Here is an 18,427-nt window from a genome sequence, read left to right as displayed (position 1 = left end):
AAACTGGGTCAGCGGGGGGTGAGGCCGGTAATCTTCCAGGTATTGCCCTCGCGTTCCGCGGTCACCGAAAGCTGGGCAGCCGCGGAACTGCTGGAATTGTTGTCGGCGCGGGTGGCGAACTGATCGAGGAACACGAGGAGCCGGGCGTGGCCGTCGCGAATCTCCTGAACCGCGGAAGACGTCACCCGCGTCGTCAGCACCAGTTTCTGGGCCGGTGCTTTTTCCTTCACCTGGGCGAACAGCCGGTCGTAGGTGGTGCGGGCGTCACCGCGCAGCACGTCCTGCGCGGCCTGCCCGGTGACGTCGGTCTTGTCGTAGGAGTAGGAGAAGATCCGGTTCAGCGCCAGTGTCACCGCCGAGGTCACGTCGGCGGTGGCCCCGACGTCGGTGAGGGCGCGGTTGGCGGTGGCCGGGTCGTCGGCCGCCGACCGCGCCGCCACGGTGAACACCACGCCCGCCGCGGCCAGCAGCACCGACACCGCGATCAGCAGCGGCAGCAGCGCCGGGCGGCGTCGCGACGGCGCGACGTCCTCCGAGGCGGTCTCGGTGCCGGTTTCGGTACCGGCCGTCTCGTCGGCGGGATCGGAATCGGGAGCGGTCACTTCGGGCTCTTCTTCGGTGGCGGCCAGTGCGTCGGCGGTGCTCATCGGGCCCCCACCGGCAGCTCGTCGAGCGCGCTGAGCTTCCAGCCGCCTTCGGTCCGCACCAGGCCCGCGGCGAACCGGTTGCGCTTGGTCGCCGGTGCGACGCCGTCCTTCTGAGCGGTGATCTCCACCGAGGCCAGCAGCTTCGCGGTGCCGGCGTGCTCGTCCAGCTCACTCAGGGCCGCGTCCAGCACCTTGCCGGTCGACACCGTCGCGTCCTGGGTGAGGGTCTTCTTCGTGGCCTCGTCGGTGTGGGCCAGCCGGTCGTGCAGCGGGCCGGTCGACGCGTCGAGCCACTGCGCGAGCCCCTGGTTCAGCCGGTGGTAGTCCAGGGTGCACAGCCGCGCGACCAGCTCCCGGCCGCTAGCCAGCGCCTCGTCGCGCGCGGTGCCGTAGGTCAGCTCGTCGCTGTGCGCGGCGCGGTACCAGGAGAACCCGGACCAGCCCGCGAAGGCGGCGGTGACGACCACCGCGAGCACGGCGGCCCGCAGCGGCCACTTCACTTTCCCAGCCACAGCATCTCCTCGATGGTCGGGGACACCGCCAGGCCGGGCGACGCGGGCAGCGGAGCACCGGAGCCGGGCACCGCGGGGGCCGGGACCGGCCGGTGCGGCACGTTCTGCGAGCCGCGGACCGACGTCGCGTCGCCCTTTTCGAGCGTGCACGACGCGCTGGTGTTGAACGGCAGCGGCGAGGTGTCCGTGCTGGGCCGGTACTGCGTGCTCTCGTACCCGGCGCGGCAGGGAACGGGGTCGTAGAACGTCAGCGCCATGGCGAGGTTGCCGTCACCCCCGGCGAAGGCCGTCGACGTCGCCGCGACCATCTTCGGCGTCGCCACCAGCAGCTGCTCCAGGTCGCCGGTGCGGGCTTGGACCACCTGTGCCGTGGTGAGCAGGTTGGCCAGCAGGATCGGCAGCCCCGGGTCGGTCTCCCGCAGCAGGGCGCCCAGCTCACTCGCGGCCGGCGGCGCGGTCGCGATCAGCCGCCGCAGGTCACCGTCCGAATCGGACAGCTGCGCGGCGAACAGCTTGGCGTTGCCGGCGAACGAGCGCCACTCGGCGGAGGAGTCGAGCTGGGTGCGCAGCACGGTCGAGCCGTCGTCGATCAGCTTCGCCGTCTGCGGCAGATTGGCCGACGCGTCCTTCGTGAACGACGTAGCGGTGTCCAGCAGCACCTGCAGGTCCGGCCCGGTGCCGCGCAGCGCGTCGTCGAGCTCGTCGACGACCGTGCGCAGGTCGCCGGTGGGCACGGACGCGGTCAGCGCGTCGAGGTCGCCGAGCAGGTGCTGCACCGGCATCGGCAGCGTCGTCTTCTCCCGCGGGATGACCGAGCCGCCGTCCAGGAACGGGCCGTCCGACGTGCGGGGCTGGAGGTCGACGTACTGCTCGCCGACCGCGGACCGGTTGGCCACCACGGCCTGCGCGTTCGCCGGGATGGGCGGGGCCGAGCGGTCGATGACCAGGTCCGCTTCCATCCCGGACGGCGTCAGCCGCAGTTCCCCGATCCGCCCGACCGCAACACCGCGGTAGGTGACCTCGCCGTTGGTGAAGATGCCGCCGCCTTCGGCGAGCTCCAGCTTGACGGTGTACCCGCCGGTGCCGAAGAGCCGGCCGATCCCGGCGTAGTTGGCGCCGACGAACGCGACCGTGACCAGCGAGATCACCACGAACGCGATGACCTGGACCCGAACCCTGGTGGTCAGCATCAGCGCCCTCCCGGCGTCGTGACCTGGCCGGCGGCCGGGAGCGGAAGCGGCGGCAGTGTCGGCAGGCAGGGCGGGTTGTTGCCCGTCGCGCCCGGCTCGCAGACGGGCGGGATGCCTTCGCCGTAGTTCGGCAGCTGCACGCCCGGCGCGGGGATGACCGACAGGTAGACGTTGAGGTAGTCGCCCTTGATCGCCGGGAGCACCGCGTCGGTGTAGGGGAAGGACGGCAGGATTTCGAGGGCCTTCGGCAGCGACGCGCCGGCGTCGGCGAGCCGCTGCAGGATCGGCGCGAGCGCTTGCAGGTCGGCGACCAGGTCGTCCTTGCTCTTCCGGATGACGTCGGTGGCGACGCCGGAGAGGTCGTCGAGCGACTGGAGCATCGTCACGAGCTGGGTGCGCTGGTCGGTCAGCGTGCGCAGGCCCGGCGTCAGGTCGGTGAGCGCTCCGGACACCTGCTTGTCGCGGTCGGCGAGCGTGGTCGCCAGCCGGTTGACGCCGTCGAGGGCGGTGATGATGTCCTGGCGATGGGCGTCGAGGTCGGTGGCCAGCGTCTTCACCCCGGACAGGAACGAGCGGATCTGCGTCTCGTTGCCGGTCATCACCTTGCCGAGTTCGCGGTTGATCGTCTGCAGCTGCCCGATGCCGCCGCCGTTGAGCAGCAGCGAAAGCGCGCCGAAAACCTCCTCGACCTCCGGGTTGCGGTTGGTGCGCGACACCGGGATCACGGCGTTGTCGGCCAGTCGCGCGGTCTGCCGGGCGTCCCCTTCGGGCGCGGCGAGCTCGACGAACTTCTCGCCGAGCAGGCTGGACTGGCGCAGCCGCGCGACGGCGTCGGCGGGCAGTACGACGTCGCCGTTGACTTCGACGACGGCTTCGGCGGTCCAGCCGTCCGCGCCGAGGCGGATGGTCTGGACCCGGCCGACCGGGACGTCGCCGACCTTCACCGCGGCCTGCGGCACCAGGTCGAGGACGTCGGCGAACTGGACGGTGACGTGGTACGGGTGGTCGCCGACGTCGGCGCCGCCGGGCAACGGCAGGTCGTAGACGCCCTTGAACTCGCCGGAGCAGGCGGTCAGCACCAGGCAGCAGCCGGCCGCCAGGGCCGTGACGCGCCGCCGCCGATTTCGGGGGTTCCGGGTGGCGGAGCCCCCGGCCCGGGGCGAAGCCCCGGATGTCACGCTTCTCATCGCCCGCCCGCCTCGTTCGTGTAGACGTCCCCGGTCACCGGCAGCGGCAGGTAGTCGATGAGGTCGGTGCGGGTCTGCAGCGCGCCGGTGGCGGGGTCGACCGTCTGGATGAGGTTGGTCGCGGCCAGCGGCGCGGTTTCGAGCAGTTCGGCCAGCGACGCGCGCTGGTCGACGAGCGTCTGCGTGGTCACCGCCAGCTTGTCCACATTGGACTTGATGAGCGCCCGGTTGTCCTTGATGAACGCCTGGATGTCGCCGAGCGCGCTCCCCAGCGAGCGCAGGGCCGAGGCCAGCTCGTCGCGGTTGGCCGACAGCGTGCCGGACACCGTCGCCAGCTGCTGGTTGACCTGCCGCACCTGGTCGTCGTTGGTGGCCAGCATGCTGGTGAACTGCTGCAGCTCCCGGACGGTGGCGAACAGGTCGCCGGAGTTCCCGGACAGCGTCCTGGCCAGCTCCGCGAGCTGCTTGACGGAGTCGTTGAACGCGGTTCCGTTGCCCCGCAGGTTCTTCGCGCCGGTGGTGAGCAGGTCCGACAGGGCGCCGTTCTTGTTCGCCCCGTCGGGGCCCAGCGCCTTGGTGAGCGAGTCGAGGCTGGCGTACAGCTCGTCCAGCTCGACCGGGGTCGCAGTGCGGTCCACGCCGATGGTCGCGTGGTTCACCAGCCGCGGTCCGCCGCGCGCCGGCTTGGAGAACTGGACGTACCGGTCGGCGACGACGCTGGGGGCGATGACGACCACGTCGGTGTCGGCCGCGATCGGCGCGGATCCGTCGTAGGTCAGCGTCACCTCGACCTGCTCGCCGCGCGGGGTCACCGATTCGACCTGGCCGATCCGGACGCCGAGCAACCGGACGTCGGAGCCGCTGTAGACGCCGACCGCGCGGGAGAAGAGCACGGTGGCGCGGTCGAGGCCGGTGCCGGAGAAGATCCACCACAGCGCGGTCACGACGACGAGCGCCGTGACGACCGCGGCGGCGAGGAACCGGTAGGTGCGGGTGGCGTTCACTTCGGAGCTCCCGTCCGCTTCGGCGGCACACACGGATCACGGTTTTCGGGCAGGAGGCCGCAGAGGTAGGAGTCGAGCCACCGGCCGTTGCCCAGCGCGTTGTTGGCGAGCCGGAAGTACGGCCCGGCGGCGGCCAGGCTCTCCGCCAGGTTGTCGTTCTGCCGGGTCAGCAGGTCGGTCACGGTGTTCAGCTGGCTCAGCGCCGGCTTGAGCGCCCCGGCGTTGTCCGCCACCAGGCCGGAGAGCTGGGCGGCCAGCGCCTGCGCGCCGGTCAGCAGGTCGTGGATGGCCTGACGGCGCCGGTCGAGCTCGCCCAGCAGCAGGTTGCCGTCGGAGAGCAGCTGCTCGAAGTCCTGGTTCGAGTCCGCCAGCGTCGTCGTGAGCTTTTTGGCGTTGGCCAGCAGGCCGGCGAGCTGGTCGTCGCGGGAGGAGACGGTCTTCGACAACGCGGACAGTCCGTCGAGCGTGGTGCGCACGTGGGCCGGGGCGTTGCGGAACGTGTCGCTGATCGCGGTGAAGCTGTCGGCGAGCTGCTGGGTGTCGATCGAACCCGCGGTGGTCGCGAGGCCGTTGAACGCCTCGGTGACGTCGTACGGGGTGACCGTCCGGGTGCGCGGGATCGCCTGACCGGGGTCCTGCACGCCGTCGCCGGTCGGCTTGAGCGCGAGGAACTTGCGGCCCAGCAGCGTCTTGAGCCGGATCTCCACCGACGTCCGGTCGCCGACCCAGGCGTTCTTCACGCGGAAGGTGACGAGCACGTGGTCGTCGGCCAGTTCGACGTCGCGGACCTCGCCGACCTTGATGCCGGCGACGCGGACCTCGTCGTCGGGCTGCAGCCCGGCCGCTTCCGAGAACTCGGCGCGGTAGGTGGAGCCGCCGCCGACGACCGGCAGGTTGTCGTAGTTGAACGTCACGGTCAGCAGCGCGGCGAGGACGACGCTCCCGGCGGCGCCGAGCGCGAGAGGATTGCGTTCCTTGAAGGACTTCACGAGCCGCACCTCTTCGCGGTCGCGGGTGTTCCGCGCGGCGGCAGGGTCTGGAGAACGGAACTGCAGACGTAGAAGTTCATCCACGAGCCGTAGGAGCTGATCCGGCCGAGGCTGTTCAGCTTCTCCGGCAACGTGCTCAGCGTCTGCTCCAGGCCGGGGAGGGTGTTCTCGTCCGCGAGGTTCTTCGTGACGCCGTCGAGGCCGGTGATGGTGTCCTTCAGTGGGGTCCGCGCGTCGCCGAGCAGACCCGCGGTGGCCGTGGAGAGGTCGCCGATGCCGCCGATGGCGTCGCCGATCACGACGCGGTCTGCGGCCAGGCCGGAAACGAGCTCTCGCAGCGTCGAAATCAACGTCGTCAGTGCGGTTCCCTTGCTGTTCACCGTGCCGAGCACGTGGTTGAGGTTGGTGATCACCTCGCCGATCAGCTGGTCGCGGCTCGCGAGCGTGGAGGTCAGCGAGCCGGTGTGCGCGAGCAGCTCCTCGACGGTGCCGCCCTCGCCCTGCAGCACCTGCACGATCTCGCCGGAGAGCTGGTTGACGTCGGTGGGCGAGAGCGCCTGGAACAGCGGCTTGAAGCCGTTGAACAGGTCGGTCAGGTCCAGGGCCGGCGTGGTGCGGTTCAGCGGGATCTCGCCTCCCACCGGCAGCGTGCCACTGCCGCCGGCGCCGCGTTCCAGCGCGATGTAGCGTTGCCCGACCATGTTGCGGTACTTGATGACCGCGCCGACGTCGGCGGGCAGCTGCCGTCCGGCGTCGAGGGAGAACCGGACGTGGGCCAGGCTGTGGTCGGCGATCTCGAGTTCCTCGACCTGTCCGACGCGGACCCCGGAGATCCGCACGTCGTCGCCGACGTTCAGCGATGTCGCGTCGGTGAAGGTGGCGCCGTAGAGGTCGGTGCGGCCGACGCCGGTGTTGTCGATGGAGACCGCCAGCAGCACGGTTGCGGCCGTGGTGACCAGGACGAAGATCAGGCTCTTGAACAGCGGGGCGGCGATTTTCCTCACTTCAGCGTCACCTCCGTGCCGCGGTAGAGCGGGCCGACGAGCACGCTGCTCCAGTCCGCGACCTCCCCGGTCGGCACGCCCAGCTGCGGCGCGAGCACCGTGGCCAGGAGTTCCCGTTCCTGCGGGGAGTTAGCGACGCCGAGGTCGTCCTGCGTGCCGGTCAGCAGCGGGTGCTGGGGTGCGCCGGGCGGGACCGCGGCGGTGCCGGTCGTCGGGGCGACGCCGCTGGGGTAGCAGCGCGGGCCGCCGGTCGCCGTGTACTTCGGATCGTCCTTGCCGGGCACGTACTTGCCGCGTGACTGGGTGACGGTGACGGCGGCGTGCATGCCGGGGGAGTTCGTGCCCTTGCCGAGTGCCTCGTCGACCGGCTTGCGCAGCGCGTCCATCGCCTTGAGGGTGCAGGGGAAGCTGGGGGAGTACTCCGCGGCGACCTCCAGCGCCGAACGGCTGTCGGCCGCCAGGGCGATGAGGTTGTTCTTGTTGCGGTTCAGGAACTGCTGGACCTCGCCCGCCGAGCTGCGCACCTGCTGGTAGACCGTGGCGAGTTCGGGTGCCTTGTCGTGCACGGTGTTCAGCGTGACGGCCGAGTCGGTGAGCGCGTCCAGCAGGTCGGGGGCGATGTCACCGTACAGCCGGGAGACCGACGCGAGGTCCTGGACGTCCTTGGTGAACTGCGGCAGCTGCGGGTTGAAGCCGGTCAGGTAGTCCGCTGCGGTGGCGAGGGTCCGGCCGATCTGCTCGCCGCGGCCCTGCAGTGCCGTCGAGACCGCGGTCAGCGTCGTCGCCAGCTTCTGCGGCTGGACCGCCTGCAGCACCGGCAGGAGGTTGCCGAAAACCCGTTCCAGCTCAACCGCGTTCGCCGAGCGGTCCTGCTCGATGACGTCGCCCGCGGCCAGGTGCGGGGCCCGTGCACCGTCCGGGATGGACAGCTGGACGTAACGCTCGCCGAAGAGCGTCTTCGGGACGAGCAGCGCGGAAACGTTGCGCGGCAGCATGTCCACCTTGTCCGGTTCCAGAGCAAGCGCTATCTCGGCGCCCTGTGGCGTCCCCCGGACGCCCCGGATCTCCCCGACGAGCACGCCACGGGCCTTGACCTGGCCGCCGGCTTGGAGCTGGTTGCCGATCCGGCTCGCCTTGAGCGTCACCGGCACCGTGCTGACGAAGTCCTTGTCGTACACCTTGATCGAAAGCGTCACCAGCACGCCCATCACCACGAGGAACAGCACCCCCGCGGTCCGGACCCCGGCCTTCCGGCGGGTTTCCCTTCTCATCCGGCCACCTGCACGGTCGTCGTCGCGCCCCAGATCGCCAGGGACAGGAAGAAGTCGAGCACGCTGATCGCGACGATCGCGGTGCGCACCGCGCGGCCCACCGCGACGCCGACGCCGGCCGGGCCGCCGCTCGCGCGGAAGCCGTAGTAGCAGTGGGCGAGGACCACCACGATGCTGAACACCAGGACCTTCCCGAACGACCACAGGACGTCGCCGGGTGGGAGGAACAGCAGGAAGTAGTGGTCGTAGGTGCCCGCGGACTGGCCGAAGAACCACACGGTGACCTGCCGCGAGGCGAGGTAGCTCGACAGCAGCCCGATCGCGTAGAGCGGGATGACGGCGAGGAAGCCGGCGATCACCCGGGTCGTCACCAGGTACGGGACGCTGGGGATGCCCATGACCTCGAGGGCGTCGATTTCCTCGGAGATCCGCATCGCGCCGAGCTGCGCGGTGAAGCCGCAGCCGACCGTGGCGGACAGGGCGAGCCCGCTCACCAGCGGCGCGATCTCGCGGGTGTTGAAGTAGGCGGAGACGAACCCGGCGAACGCCGACGTCCCGACCTGGTTCAGCGCCGAGTAACCCTGGAGGCCGACGACCGTGCCGGTGGCGACGGTCATCCCGACCATCACGCCGATCGTGCCGCCGATGACGGCCAGCGCGCCGCTGCCGAAGCTGACCTCGGCCAGCAGGCGGACGACCTCGCGCAGGTAGCGGTGCAGCGCGCGCGGGGTCCAGGCGATCGCGCGGATGAAGAAGAGGATCTGGTCGCCGAGGGTGTCGAGGAAGCCGAACCGGCGGTCGACGGCCTCGCGTACCCGCGCGGTTCTCGGGAGGTCCGTGGTCGTCACTTCAGCTCCCCTTCGGCGGCACGAGTTGCAGGTAGACGGTGGTGAGGATCAGGTTCAGCACGAACAGCAGCAGGAACGTGATGACCACGGACTGGTTGACCGCGTCGCCGACGCCCTTCGGGCCGCCCTTGGGGTTGAGCCCGCGGTAGGAGGCGACGACCCCGGCGACGAAGCCGAAGATGAGGGCCTTGATCTCGCTGATCCACAGGTCCGGCAGCTGGGCCAGAGCCGAGAAGCTGGCCAGGTAGGCACCCGGGGTGCCGTGCTGCATGATCACGTTGAAGAAGTAGCCGCCGAGCACGCCGACGACGCTGACCATGCCGTTGAGGAAGACCGCGACGCCCATCGCGGCGAGCACCCGCGGCACGATGAGCCGCTGGACCGGCGAGACGCCGAGCACCTCCATCGCGTCGATCTCTTCGCGGATGGTGCGGGAACCGAGGTCGGCGCACATCGCGCTGCCGCCGGCACCGGCGATGAGCAGCGCCGTGACGATCGGGCTGGCCTGCTGGATGATCGCGAGCACGCTGGCCGCGCCGGTGAAGGACTGCGCGCCGATCTGCGTGGTCAGGGAGCCGATGTGCAGCGCGATCACTGCGCCGAACGGGATCGACACCAGTGCCGTGGGCAGGATCGACACGCTCGCGATGAACCAGAACTGCTGGATCAGCTCGCGCACCTGGAACGGGCGGCGGAACGTCAGCCGGACGACGTCGAGGCCGAGCCCGTAGAGCCGTCCGGTCTGCCGCAGCGCGCCGGCTCCGGGGAACGACGCCGTCGTCGTCCGTTCGGCCATTCGTGTGCCTCCAGCGGTTTCGGCGGCACGCCGAGTACACCCGAGATGACTAAAGGGAAATGGTCCGAACGGGTTAACAATTATCGGCCATTCACGGTCTCGGGGGCACCGTGCCGTTTCCTACTGGTCGGTACGCTAACGACGGCCTTGCTGGGAGACAAGAACTTGAGCAGGATCACGGGGTCACGGGCTGGTAACCGCGCATTTCTTGTCCAGTGCTGACAAATGGCCCCGATCTTGTTGTCAGCAGAGGAAAAGAAATCGCCGTCCCGGGCGGCGTCACCGGGCTCCGGCTGCACGCCGGTGCGCATTCGGCCCCCACCCGGAACGGACGGGGTGCCCCGTCCGTTCCGGCCGGCGTCAGGACTTGAGGCCGGCGAGCAGCTCGTAGGAGCGGACGCGGTCGGCGTGGCCGTGGACCATCGTGGTGATCATCAGCTCGTCGGCGCCGGTGTCGGCCAGGAGCTGTTCCAGTCCCTTTTGGACGGTCTCGGGCGAGCCGACGATGCTGGAGCCGAAGCGCTCGGCCAGGAACGCCCGGTCCATCTCGGTGTACGGGTACTCCGCGGCCTCTTCCGGCGTCGGCAGGGCGATCGGGCGGCCGCGGCGGAGGCTGAGGAACGTCAGCCCGCTGGGGCCGGCCAGGAACCGGGCGCGCTCGTCGGTTTCGGCGGCGACCACGGACACGCCGAGCATCACGTACGGGGAGTCGAGGACCCCCGGCCGGAAGTTCTCCCGGTACAGCTGCACGGCCGGGATGGTGTTCTCGGCGGCGAAGTGGTGCGCGAAGGAGAACGGCAGCCCGAGCCGCCCGGCGAGCTGGGCGCTGAAGCCGCTCGACCCGAGCAGCCACACCGGCGGCTGGTTGCCCTCGGCCACCACGGCGTTGACCCCGCGGGCCTCCGAGTGGGTGAAGTAGCCGATCAGTTCCTGCAGGTGCTCCGGGAAGTTCTCCGCGGACAGCCCGCCGGGGCCGCGCAGCGCCAGCGCCGTCCGCTGGTCGGTGCCGGGCGCGCGGCCGATGCCGAGGTCGATCCGGCCCGGGTGGAACGCCTCCAGGGTGCCGAACTGCTCGGCGACGACCAGCGGCGCGTGGTTGGGCAGCATGATCCCGCCCGAGCCGACGCGGATCCGCTCGGTCGCGTCGGCGACGTGCCCGATCAGCACGACGGTCGCCGAGCTGGCGATGCCGGGCATGTTGTGGTGCTCGGCGAGCCAGTAGCGGTGGTAGCCCAGCCGTTCCGCGGCGCGGGCGAGGTCCAGTGTGTTGCGCAGCGTCTCGCCGACGGTGTTCCCCTCCGAGACGGGGGACAGGTCGAGCACGGACAGCGGCACGTCAGGCAGTGAGCTCACAACCGGGGTCAACGCCCCGGTGCCGCCATTGCTTCCCGTCCGGCGGTGACGATCTTCACGCCGCGTGTGCGGAACCGCCCCTGAGTGGCCCTCGCTCCGGCTACGGTGGGCTTACCGGAAAAAAGAGAAACAGGAGGACGGGTGCCGCGTCCGGAACGACCCTTGGATCCCGGGGACGATCTGCTGACCGAATTCGCCGCCGATCTCCGGCGATTGCGCGAGAGTGCCGGGAATCCCACCTACCGCGAGCTCGGCCGGCGCGCGCACTACTCGGCCGGGACGCTCTCGGAAGCCGCCGGCGGGCGGAAACTCCCCAGCTTGGCGGTCACTCTGGCCTACGTCCGCGCCTGCGGCGGGGTGCCGGGGGAATGGGCGGAACGCTGGCACGCCGTCGCCGAAGAGTCCCGCTCGGGCGGTGCCGATTCACCGCCTGAGCCGGAACCAGGGGAAATTCCGCCGTACGTCGGGCTGGCCGCTTTCACCCCCGCCGACGCGGGACGATTCTTCGGGCGCGAACGGCTTGTCGAAAAGCTCGTCGAACGGCTGGGAAGACAACGATTTCTCGCGGTCCTCGGCGCGTCCGGATCGGGGAAGTCGTCGCTGCTGCGGGCGGGCCTGCTGCCCTCGGTGAAGGGCCCGGTCGTGCTGCTCACCCCCGGCGCCCGCCCGCTGCAGGAGTGCGCGGTCAAGTTCGCCGCCGCACTCGGCGTCGCGCCCGGTGCCCTGCTCGACGACTTCGCCGCGAACCCCCGCAACCTCGGGCTCGCCGCCCGCCAGCTGGCCGACGGCGGGGACGAGGACCTCGTGCTGGTCGTCGACCAGTTCGAGGAGGTCTTCACCCTCTGCCAGGACGACCAGGAACAGGCGCGGTTCCTCGACGCGCTCGTCACCGCGACCACCGAACCGGGCAGCCGCACCCGGGTGGTCCTCGGCATCCGCACCGACTTCTACACCCACTGCGCACGGCACGCGGAGCTCGCCGAGGCCATGCAGGACGCCCAGGTCCTGGTCGGCCCGATGACGACCGAGGAGCTCCGGCAGGCGATCTCGCGGCCCGCCGTCGACACCGGGTACCGCGTCGAGAACGCGCTGGTGTCCCGGCTCGTCGCGGACGCAACCGGCCAGCCCGGCGTGCTGCCGCTGCTGTCGCACGCGCTGCTGGAGACGTGGCGGCGGCGCCGCGGCACCACGCTGACCCTCGCCGCCTACGAGTCGACCGGCGGCATCGAACGGGCCATCGCGCAGACGTCCGAAGGCACCTTCGCGAAGCTGTCCCCGCGTCAGCAGCGGCTGGCGCGGCAGATCTTCCTCCGCATGACCGCGCTCGGCGAAGGCACCGAAGACACCAAGCGCCGCATCGGCCGCGCCGAACTCGACACCGACGACGAGGACGACACCGACGCCGCCGTAGTTCTCGCCGAGCTGGCCGCGGCCCGGCTGGTCACCCTCGACGACACCGGCATCGAAATCGCCCACGAAGCCCTCATCCGCGGCTGGCCCCGGCTGCGCGAGTGGCTCACCGAAGACCGCGAAGGCCTGCGCGTCCACCGGCAGCTCACCGAAGCGACCGACGCCTGGGAGTCCGTCGACGAGGACCCCGGCTGGCTCTACCGCGGCACCCGGCTGGCCATCGCCCGGGAGTGGGCCGCGCGCCAGGACTCGGCGTTGTCCCGGCGGGAACGGCGGTTCCTCGACGCGAGCCTCGCCGTCGAGCACGCCGAAGAGGAACGCGACCGCCGTCGCACCCGGCGCCTGCGGCAGCTGGTGGCCCTGCTCGCGGTGCTGCTGGTCGTCGCGGTGGCCGCCACCGCCTACGCCGTGCGCGCCGAGAGCACGGCCACCGAGCAGCGCAACAACGCGCTCGCCCAGAAGGTCGCCGGCCAGGCGCTGGCCATGCGCGCCACCAACCCGGCGCTGGCCGCGCAGCTCGCGCTGGCCGCGTACCGCCTCGATCCCGGCGTCGAAGAGCGCAGCGGCCTGCTCGGCATGTTCGGGACGCCGTATTCGACGCGGCTCACCGGGCACACCGGCCGGGTCAACACCGTCGCCCTCCGCCCCGACGGGCGGGTCATCGCCACGGCCAGCTGGGACGGCACCGCGCGGCTGTGGGACATCCACGACCCGCACCACCCGGTGCCGCTGGGCGTGCTCACCGGGCACACCGGCAACGTCAACAACATCGCCTTCGCGGCCGACGGCCGGACCGTCGCCACCGCGGGTTTCGACGGCACCGTCCGCGTCTGGGACGTCGCCGACCCGGCCCGCCCGGGTCCCGGCGCGACGATCGAGCAGCACGCGGGCAAGTCCTACGCCGTCGCGTTCAGCCCGGCCGGGCCGCTGCTGGCGACCGCCGACGCCCGGGGCACGATCCGGCTGTACGACACGACCGACCCCGCCCGCCCGCGGCCGGCGGGGGAGCTGACCGGGCACACCTCCTACATCAACAACCTCGCCTTCGACGGCGACGGCCGGCTGCTCGCCTCCGCGTCGGCCGACACGACCGCGCGCGTCTGGGACGTCGCTTCGCGGCGGGAGCTCGGCGTCGTGACCGGGCACACCGACGTCGTGCACGCGGTCGCGTTCGGCCCCGGCGGGCGCACCCTCGCCACGGCGAGCCAGGACCAGACCGCGCGGCTGTGGGACGTCACCGACCCGGCCCACCCGGCGCCGCTGGCTTCGCTCACCACGCACAAGGCGACCGTGCGCTCGGTGGCGTTCACCGCCGACGGGCACACGCTCGCCACCACCGGCTTCGACCGCACGGCCCGGCTGTGGGACGTCGCCGATCCGCGGCAGCCGCGCGAGCTGCCGTCGCTGCCCGGGCACATCGGCGCGGTCGTCTCCGCGGTCTTCACCCGCGACGGCCGCACCCTGGCCACGGCCAGCGACGACCAGTCCGTCCGGCTCTGGGACCTGCCCGGCCCCGCGATCCCCGCGCACACCGCCCAGGCGTGCGACGTCACCTTCGGCCGGGAGGGCAGGCTGCTGGCCACCGGCGGCTACGACGAGGCCGTGCGGCTGCACGACCGCACCGACCCGCGCGCGCCCCGGCCGCTCGCCACGATCGGCGGATTCGGCGACGCGGTCTGCGGTGTCGCCGTCAGCCCGGACGGCCGGACACTGGCCACCGGCAGCTGGGACCACACGATGACGCTGCGGGACATCACCGACCCGGCCCGGCCCGGCCCGCCCATGGTGTTCAACCGGCTCCACGACGACGTCGACGCGGTCCGGTTCAGCCCGGACGGCCGGCTGCTGGCCACGGCGGGCGACGGCCACACGGCCCGGCTCTGGGACCTCGCCGACCGCACCCGGCCGGTCGAGATCGCGAAGCTGGAGGGCCACGCCGACGACGTCCACACCATCGCCTTCAGCCCCGACGGCCGGACGCTCGCGACCGCCGGCTGGGACCACACCGCGCGGCTCTGGGACGTCTCGGCGCCCCGGGCCCCGCGGCCGCTGGCAACACTGGCGGGACACACCGACACGGTGTTTTCGATCGCCTACAGCGCCGACGGCAAGCACATCGCCACGGGGAGCGCGGACCGCACGGTGCGCCTCTGGGACGTGGCGGACCCGGCGCACGTGCCGCCCCCGGCGGTCCTGGACGGCCACACGGACGTCGTCATGTCGGTGTCGTTCAGCGGCGACGGCCGGAGGCTGGCGTCCGGCAGCTACGACCGCACGATCCGGCTGTGGGACGTGAGGACGGCGGCGCCGTGGGCGGTGCTGCCCGAGCAGCGCGACCGCGTCTACGCCGCCCAGTTCGCCCCGGACGGCCACACGCTGGCGGGCGCGGGCGCGGACGGCACGGTCCGGTTCTGGGAGGCCGACCCCGACCGGGCGGCCGAACGGATCTGCGCGGCGGTCTCGCCCCGGATCACCGAGGCGGAGTGGGCGGACAGCCTCCCCGACCTGGACTACCGCCCGCCCTGCCCCTGACGGGTTGTTCGGCGTTGTTGTTCGGCGTTGTTGTTCGGTGGCCGCGCGCGGACACCGAACAACCCGGATCGGCTAGACATGCCCTCGGACGAACTCGTCCCACGACGTTTATTTCACCGGGGGTCTGAAGGGCTCCTTCAAGGGCACGGGAACCCCGCCTCCCGCCCCTCGAAGGGGCCCTTCAGCGTTTCCCGGGCACGGCCTCAAGCGCCCCGATCGGGGCGCATGGGACGTCGGGTCAGGCGGCCGGGATCCAGTCCGGGTTCGAGGCCAGCACGATCAGCTGCTGCGTCGCCCGCGTCAGCGCCACGTACAGCACCCGGCGGCCCGTCGTCGACTCGGTGATCAGCTCGATCGGCTCCACCAGCACCACCGCGTCGTACTCCAGGCCCTTCGAATCCAGGCTGCCGACGACCTTCAGCCGCTCGTCCGCCTGGGCCGCCAGCCAGCCCGCGACCTCCGGCACCCGGTCCATCGCCGTGATGACGCCGACCGTGCCCTCGACCGCGCCGAGCAGTTCCTTCACCGCTGCCTGCGTCGCCGGAGCCAGGCCGGCCGCCTCGACCGGGCGGACCTCCGGCTCCACCCCGGTGCGGCGGACCGCCACCGGCAGCTCGCCGGACTCCGCGTGCCCGGCCACGACCTTCGCCGCCAGGTCGAAGATCTCCGCCGAGTTCCGGTAGTTGGTGCGCAGCGTGAACCGGCGCCGGGCCGTCTTGACGCCGAACGCCTGGTCCCGCGCCGAAGCCGCCTCCGCCGGGTCCGGCCACGAGCTCTGCACCGGGTCGCCGACCACCGTCCAGCTCGCGTACTTCCCGCGCCGCCCCACCATCCGCCACTGCATCGGCGAAAGGTCCTGCGACTCGTCGACGACCACGTGCGAGTACTCGTCGTAGTGCTCCGGGCGCGTCGGCGCCCCGCCCGAGCGCTGCGGCTCGACCTCGATCACCTGGCGCCGCTTGCGCTTCGGCTCCGGCCCGACCAGGACGCGCAGCTCGTCCAGCAGCGCCATGTCCGCGATCGACCAGCCCCGCGACCGGTCGGCGAAGTCCGCGGCCAGCATCGAGATCTCGTGCCGGTTCAGGACGCCCTTGGCCGCCGAAGCCAGCCGCTTCTCCTCGCCGAGCCACTTGAGGATCTGCGCGGGGTACAGCACCGGCCACCAGACGACGAGGAAGCGGTGGAAGTCGATCCGCTCGCCCAGGTCGGTGATCAGCTCGGCCCGGTCGAGCTGCCTGCCGTCGTCCTTCGCGTGCTCCTCAGCCTTCGCCGCCAGCGCGTCCAGCAGCATCTCCGCCGCCCGGATCCGCGACCGGTTCGGCGGCGCGCCCTGCGTGTGGGCCTTGCGGCGGACCTTCTCGAGTTCGCGCGCGTTCAGCTTGAGGACTTCGCCGCGGTAGACGATCCGCATCTCCTCCGGCGCCTCGGGCGGCGTGTCGCGCAGCGCCCGCAGCAGCACCTTCCGCATCCGCAGCGAACCCTTGACCGCCGCCAGCGGCGCCGCGTCCTGCCGCGTCGCCTCCAGGCCGTCGAGGACCTCGCCGAGCGCGCGCAGTTCGACGTTCGTTTCACCCATGGAGGGGAGGACCCGCGAGATGTAGCTGGTGAACACGCCCGACGGCCCGATCACCAGCACGCCGGCCCCGCCGAGCTGACGCCGGTAGCGGTACAGCAGGTAGGCGGCGCGGTGCAGGGCGACCGCGGTCTTGCCGGTGCCCGGCCCGCCGGTGATCTCGGTGACGCCGCGCCACGGCGCCCGGATGACCTCGTCCTGCTCCTTCTGGATGGTCGCGACGATGTCGCGCATCTTCTCGCCGCGCGAGCGGCCCAGCGCGGCCATCAGCGCGCCTTCGCCGACGATCTGCATGTCCTCGGGCACGGCGTCGGCCATCAGGACGTCGTCGTCGACGTCGAGGACGTTCTGGCCCGAGCAGCGGATCACGCGCCGCCGCACGACGTCCATCGGTTCCTCGGCCGTGGCCTGGTAGAAGGCCGCCGCGGCCGGCGCGCGCCAGTCGGTGACGAGGTTGTCGAACTCGGCGTCGCGGATGCCGAGCCTGCCGACGTACACGCGCTCGGTGTCGAGGTGGTCGAGCCGGCCGAAGACGAGGCCCTCGTACTCGGCGTCGAGCGTCTGCAGCGTCTGATTGGCGTGGTGGACCATCATGTCGCGCTCGAACAGCATCGACGCCTGCTCGAAGATCGCCTCGCGCTGCGCTCCCCGGCCGATCTCGTAGCCCTTCGTGCGCATCGCCTCGGCCTGGGCCTTCAGTTCGTCCAGACGGGTGTACACGCGATCGACGTGGGCTTGTTCGATGGCGATCTCGGCCCGTCTGACCCGAGGTTCGGACACGCATGGCTCCTTGACAGCTTTGGGATCGCCTCCGAGGGCGAAGAACGACTCTACGCGGTGGCCCGGGCGGGGACACCCGTGTCCCGGTCATCCGCGCCGCGCGCCGTCCCCCCACAATCGGGGGGTGACCAGGATCGTGGCCGGGACGGCGGGCGGGCGGCGGCTGAAGGTGCCGCCGAAGGGCACCCGGCCGACGTCGGAACGCGTGCGGGAAGCCCTGTTCAACGCCCTCGAGACGGCAGGCGAGCTGGACGGCGCCCACGTCCTGGACCTCTACGCCGGGTCCGGCGCGCTCGGCCTCGAAGCCCTCTCCCGCGGCGCGGCGGACGCGCTGTTCGTCGAGTCCGACCGGCGGGCCGTGGAGGTCCTGCGGGGCAATGTCGCGGCGCTGGGCCTGGGCGGCACGGTCCGGGCCGGGCAGGTCGAGGCGGTCGTCGCGGCGCCCGCACCCGCCGCGTTCGACCTCGTGCTCGCCGACCCGCCGTACGCCGTGGACGCGGCGGCGCTCGGGTCCGTGCTGGCGGCGCTGGCGGCCGGCGGCTGGCTGGGGACCTCGGCCCTGGTGGTGCTCGAGCGCGCCGCCCGCGACGGCGAGCCGGGCTGGCCGCCGGGCTTCGAGGCGACGCGCGCCAAGAAGTACGGCGACACGGCCGTCTTCTGGGCGGAGTACACAGCTGTGGCGTGAACCACGCGGCGGAGACCGGGTCCGGCACGGTAGCGTCCGCGACATGCGGCGAGCGGTCTGTCCCGGTTCCTACGATCCGGCCACCAACGGGCACCTCGACATCATCGAACGGGCGAGCCGGCTGTTCGACGAGGTCGTCGTCGCGGTGGGGGTGAACCGGTCGAAGAAGGGCCTCTTCGAGGTCTCCGAACGGCTCGACATGCTGCGCGAGATCACCGCGAAGCTGCCGAACATCCGGGTCGATTCGTGGGAGGGCCTGCTGGTCGACTACTGCCGCGAGCACGACATCGCGGCGGTCGCCAAGGGCCTGCGCTCGGTCAGCGACTTCGACTACGAGCTGCAGATGGCGCAGATGAACCGCGAGCTCACCGGCGTCGAGACGCTGCTGATGGCGAACAACCCCGCGTACGGCTTCGTGTCCAGCTCACTGGTCAAGGAGGTCGCGGCGCTCGGGGGCGACATCGAGCACCTCGTCCCGCCGATCGTCTACGAGCGGCTCTCGGAGAAGTTCCCCAAGCTCGGGGGCTGACCCTCCACAAGGGAGCCGGGGTGTCCGCTTCCCGCCGTCCGGCCCCGTCCGTTCGTCGGGACTTCGGCGCCGTGGTGCGGAAGTTCACGTCGCCGTCTCCTGAGGATCATCCGATCG

At 71.6% G+C, this 18,427-nt stretch carries 15 protein-coding genes; 3 read left to right on the top strand and 12 right to left on the bottom strand.

Annotated elements, in window-relative coordinates; all coding sequences use genetic code 11:
- Positions 1–8 precede the first annotated feature (8 nt).
- The 11 genes from Q5425_RS43650 to Q5425_RS43600 form a co-directional block, all read right to left on the bottom strand.
- On the bottom strand, positions 9–647 hold the full coding sequence (locus Q5425_RS43650) for a hypothetical protein (RefSeq protein WP_308678327.1): 639 nt from the start codon (positions 645–647) through the stop codon (positions 9–11).
- Positions 644–1,159 carry a hypothetical protein gene (locus Q5425_RS43645; RefSeq protein ID WP_396135372.1) on the bottom strand — a complete coding sequence of 172 codons (516 nt, stop codon included), beginning with the start codon at positions 1,157–1,159 and terminating at the stop codon, positions 644–646. The genes Q5425_RS43650 and Q5425_RS43645 overlap by 4 nt, the downstream gene beginning before the upstream one ends.
- Positions 1,144–2,349, bottom strand: a complete 1,206-nt coding sequence (locus tag Q5425_RS43640) for an MlaD family protein (RefSeq protein ID WP_308678326.1) — start codon at positions 2,347–2,349, stop codon at positions 1,144–1,146. The genes Q5425_RS43645 and Q5425_RS43640 overlap by 16 nt, the downstream gene beginning before the upstream one ends.
- Complete coding sequence (locus tag Q5425_RS43635) at positions 2,349–3,536, bottom strand: MCE family protein (protein WP_308678325.1); 1,188 nt, start codon at positions 3,534–3,536, stop codon at positions 2,349–2,351. Before Q5425_RS43635 ends, Q5425_RS43640 begins: the two co-directional genes overlap by 1 nt.
- Positions 3,533–4,540, bottom strand: coding sequence for an MCE family protein (locus tag Q5425_RS43630; RefSeq protein WP_308678324.1), 1,008 nt, complete (start codon positions 4,538–4,540; stop codon positions 3,533–3,535). The genes Q5425_RS43635 and Q5425_RS43630 overlap by 4 nt, the downstream gene beginning before the upstream one ends.
- Positions 4,537–5,529: an MCE family protein gene (locus tag Q5425_RS43625; RefSeq protein WP_308678323.1), complete on the bottom strand. Its 993-nt coding sequence runs from the start codon at positions 5,527–5,529 to the stop codon at positions 4,537–4,539. The genes Q5425_RS43630 and Q5425_RS43625 overlap by 4 nt, the downstream gene beginning before the upstream one ends.
- On the bottom strand, positions 5,526–6,533 hold the full coding sequence (locus Q5425_RS43620) for an MCE family protein (protein ID WP_308678322.1): 1,008 nt from the start codon (positions 6,531–6,533) through the stop codon (positions 5,526–5,528). Before Q5425_RS43620 ends, Q5425_RS43625 begins: the two co-directional genes overlap by 4 nt.
- Positions 6,530–7,804, bottom strand: coding sequence for an MCE family protein (locus tag Q5425_RS43615; RefSeq protein ID WP_308678321.1), 1,275 nt, complete (start codon positions 7,802–7,804; stop codon positions 6,530–6,532). The genes Q5425_RS43620 and Q5425_RS43615 overlap by 4 nt, the downstream gene beginning before the upstream one ends.
- Positions 7,801–8,652, bottom strand: coding sequence for an ABC transporter permease (locus Q5425_RS43610; RefSeq protein WP_308678320.1), 852 nt, complete (start codon positions 8,650–8,652; stop codon positions 7,801–7,803). The genes Q5425_RS43615 and Q5425_RS43610 overlap by 4 nt, the downstream gene beginning before the upstream one ends.
- 1 nt (position 8,653) lies before the next feature.
- Entirely contained in the window at positions 8,654–9,448 is a 795-nt protein-coding gene (locus Q5425_RS43605; RefSeq protein WP_308678319.1) for an ABC transporter permease, read from the bottom strand.
- Between the two features lie 360 nt (positions 9,449–9,808).
- Complete coding sequence (locus Q5425_RS43600; protein ID WP_308678318.1) at positions 9,809–10,801, bottom strand: LLM class flavin-dependent oxidoreductase; 993 nt, start codon at positions 10,799–10,801, stop codon at positions 9,809–9,811.
- A gap of 162 nt (positions 10,802–10,963) precedes the next feature.
- On the opposite strand from Q5425_RS43600, the gene Q5425_RS43595 reads away from it, so the two are divergent.
- Entirely contained in the window at positions 10,964–14,743 is a 3,780-nt protein-coding gene (locus Q5425_RS43595; protein ID WP_308678317.1) for a hypothetical protein, read from the top strand.
- Positions 14,744–14,981: 238 nt separating this feature from the next.
- Here the strand turns inward: Q5425_RS43595 and Q5425_RS43590 are convergent, their stop codons facing one another.
- Positions 14,982–17,096: an ATP-binding domain-containing protein gene (locus Q5425_RS43590; protein WP_308678316.1), complete on the bottom strand. Its 2,115-nt coding sequence runs from the start codon at positions 17,094–17,096 to the stop codon at positions 14,982–14,984.
- A gap of 124 nt (positions 17,097–17,220) precedes the next feature.
- On the opposite strand from Q5425_RS43590, the gene rsmD reads away from it, so the two are divergent.
- Together rsmD and coaD are read left to right on the top strand one after the other, a co-directional pair.
- Complete coding sequence (gene rsmD / locus Q5425_RS43585) at positions 17,221–17,781, top strand: 16S rRNA (guanine(966)-N(2))-methyltransferase RsmD (RefSeq protein WP_308678315.1); 561 nt, start codon at positions 17,221–17,223, stop codon at positions 17,779–17,781.
- Between the two features lie 43 nt (positions 17,782–17,824).
- Positions 17,825–18,310: a pantetheine-phosphate adenylyltransferase gene (coaD, locus tag Q5425_RS43580; RefSeq protein ID WP_308678314.1), complete on the top strand. Its 486-nt coding sequence runs from the start codon at positions 17,825–17,827 to the stop codon at positions 18,308–18,310.
- Positions 18,311–18,427: the final 117 nt, after the last annotated feature.

This window comes from Amycolatopsis sp. A133 (genome assembly GCF_031082405.1).
GTDB lineage: Bacteria > Actinomycetota > Actinomycetes > Mycobacteriales > Pseudonocardiaceae > Amycolatopsis.
Note: the sequence above shows the minus strand (reverse complement) of the source record. Positions and strands in the feature narration are given on the sequence as shown.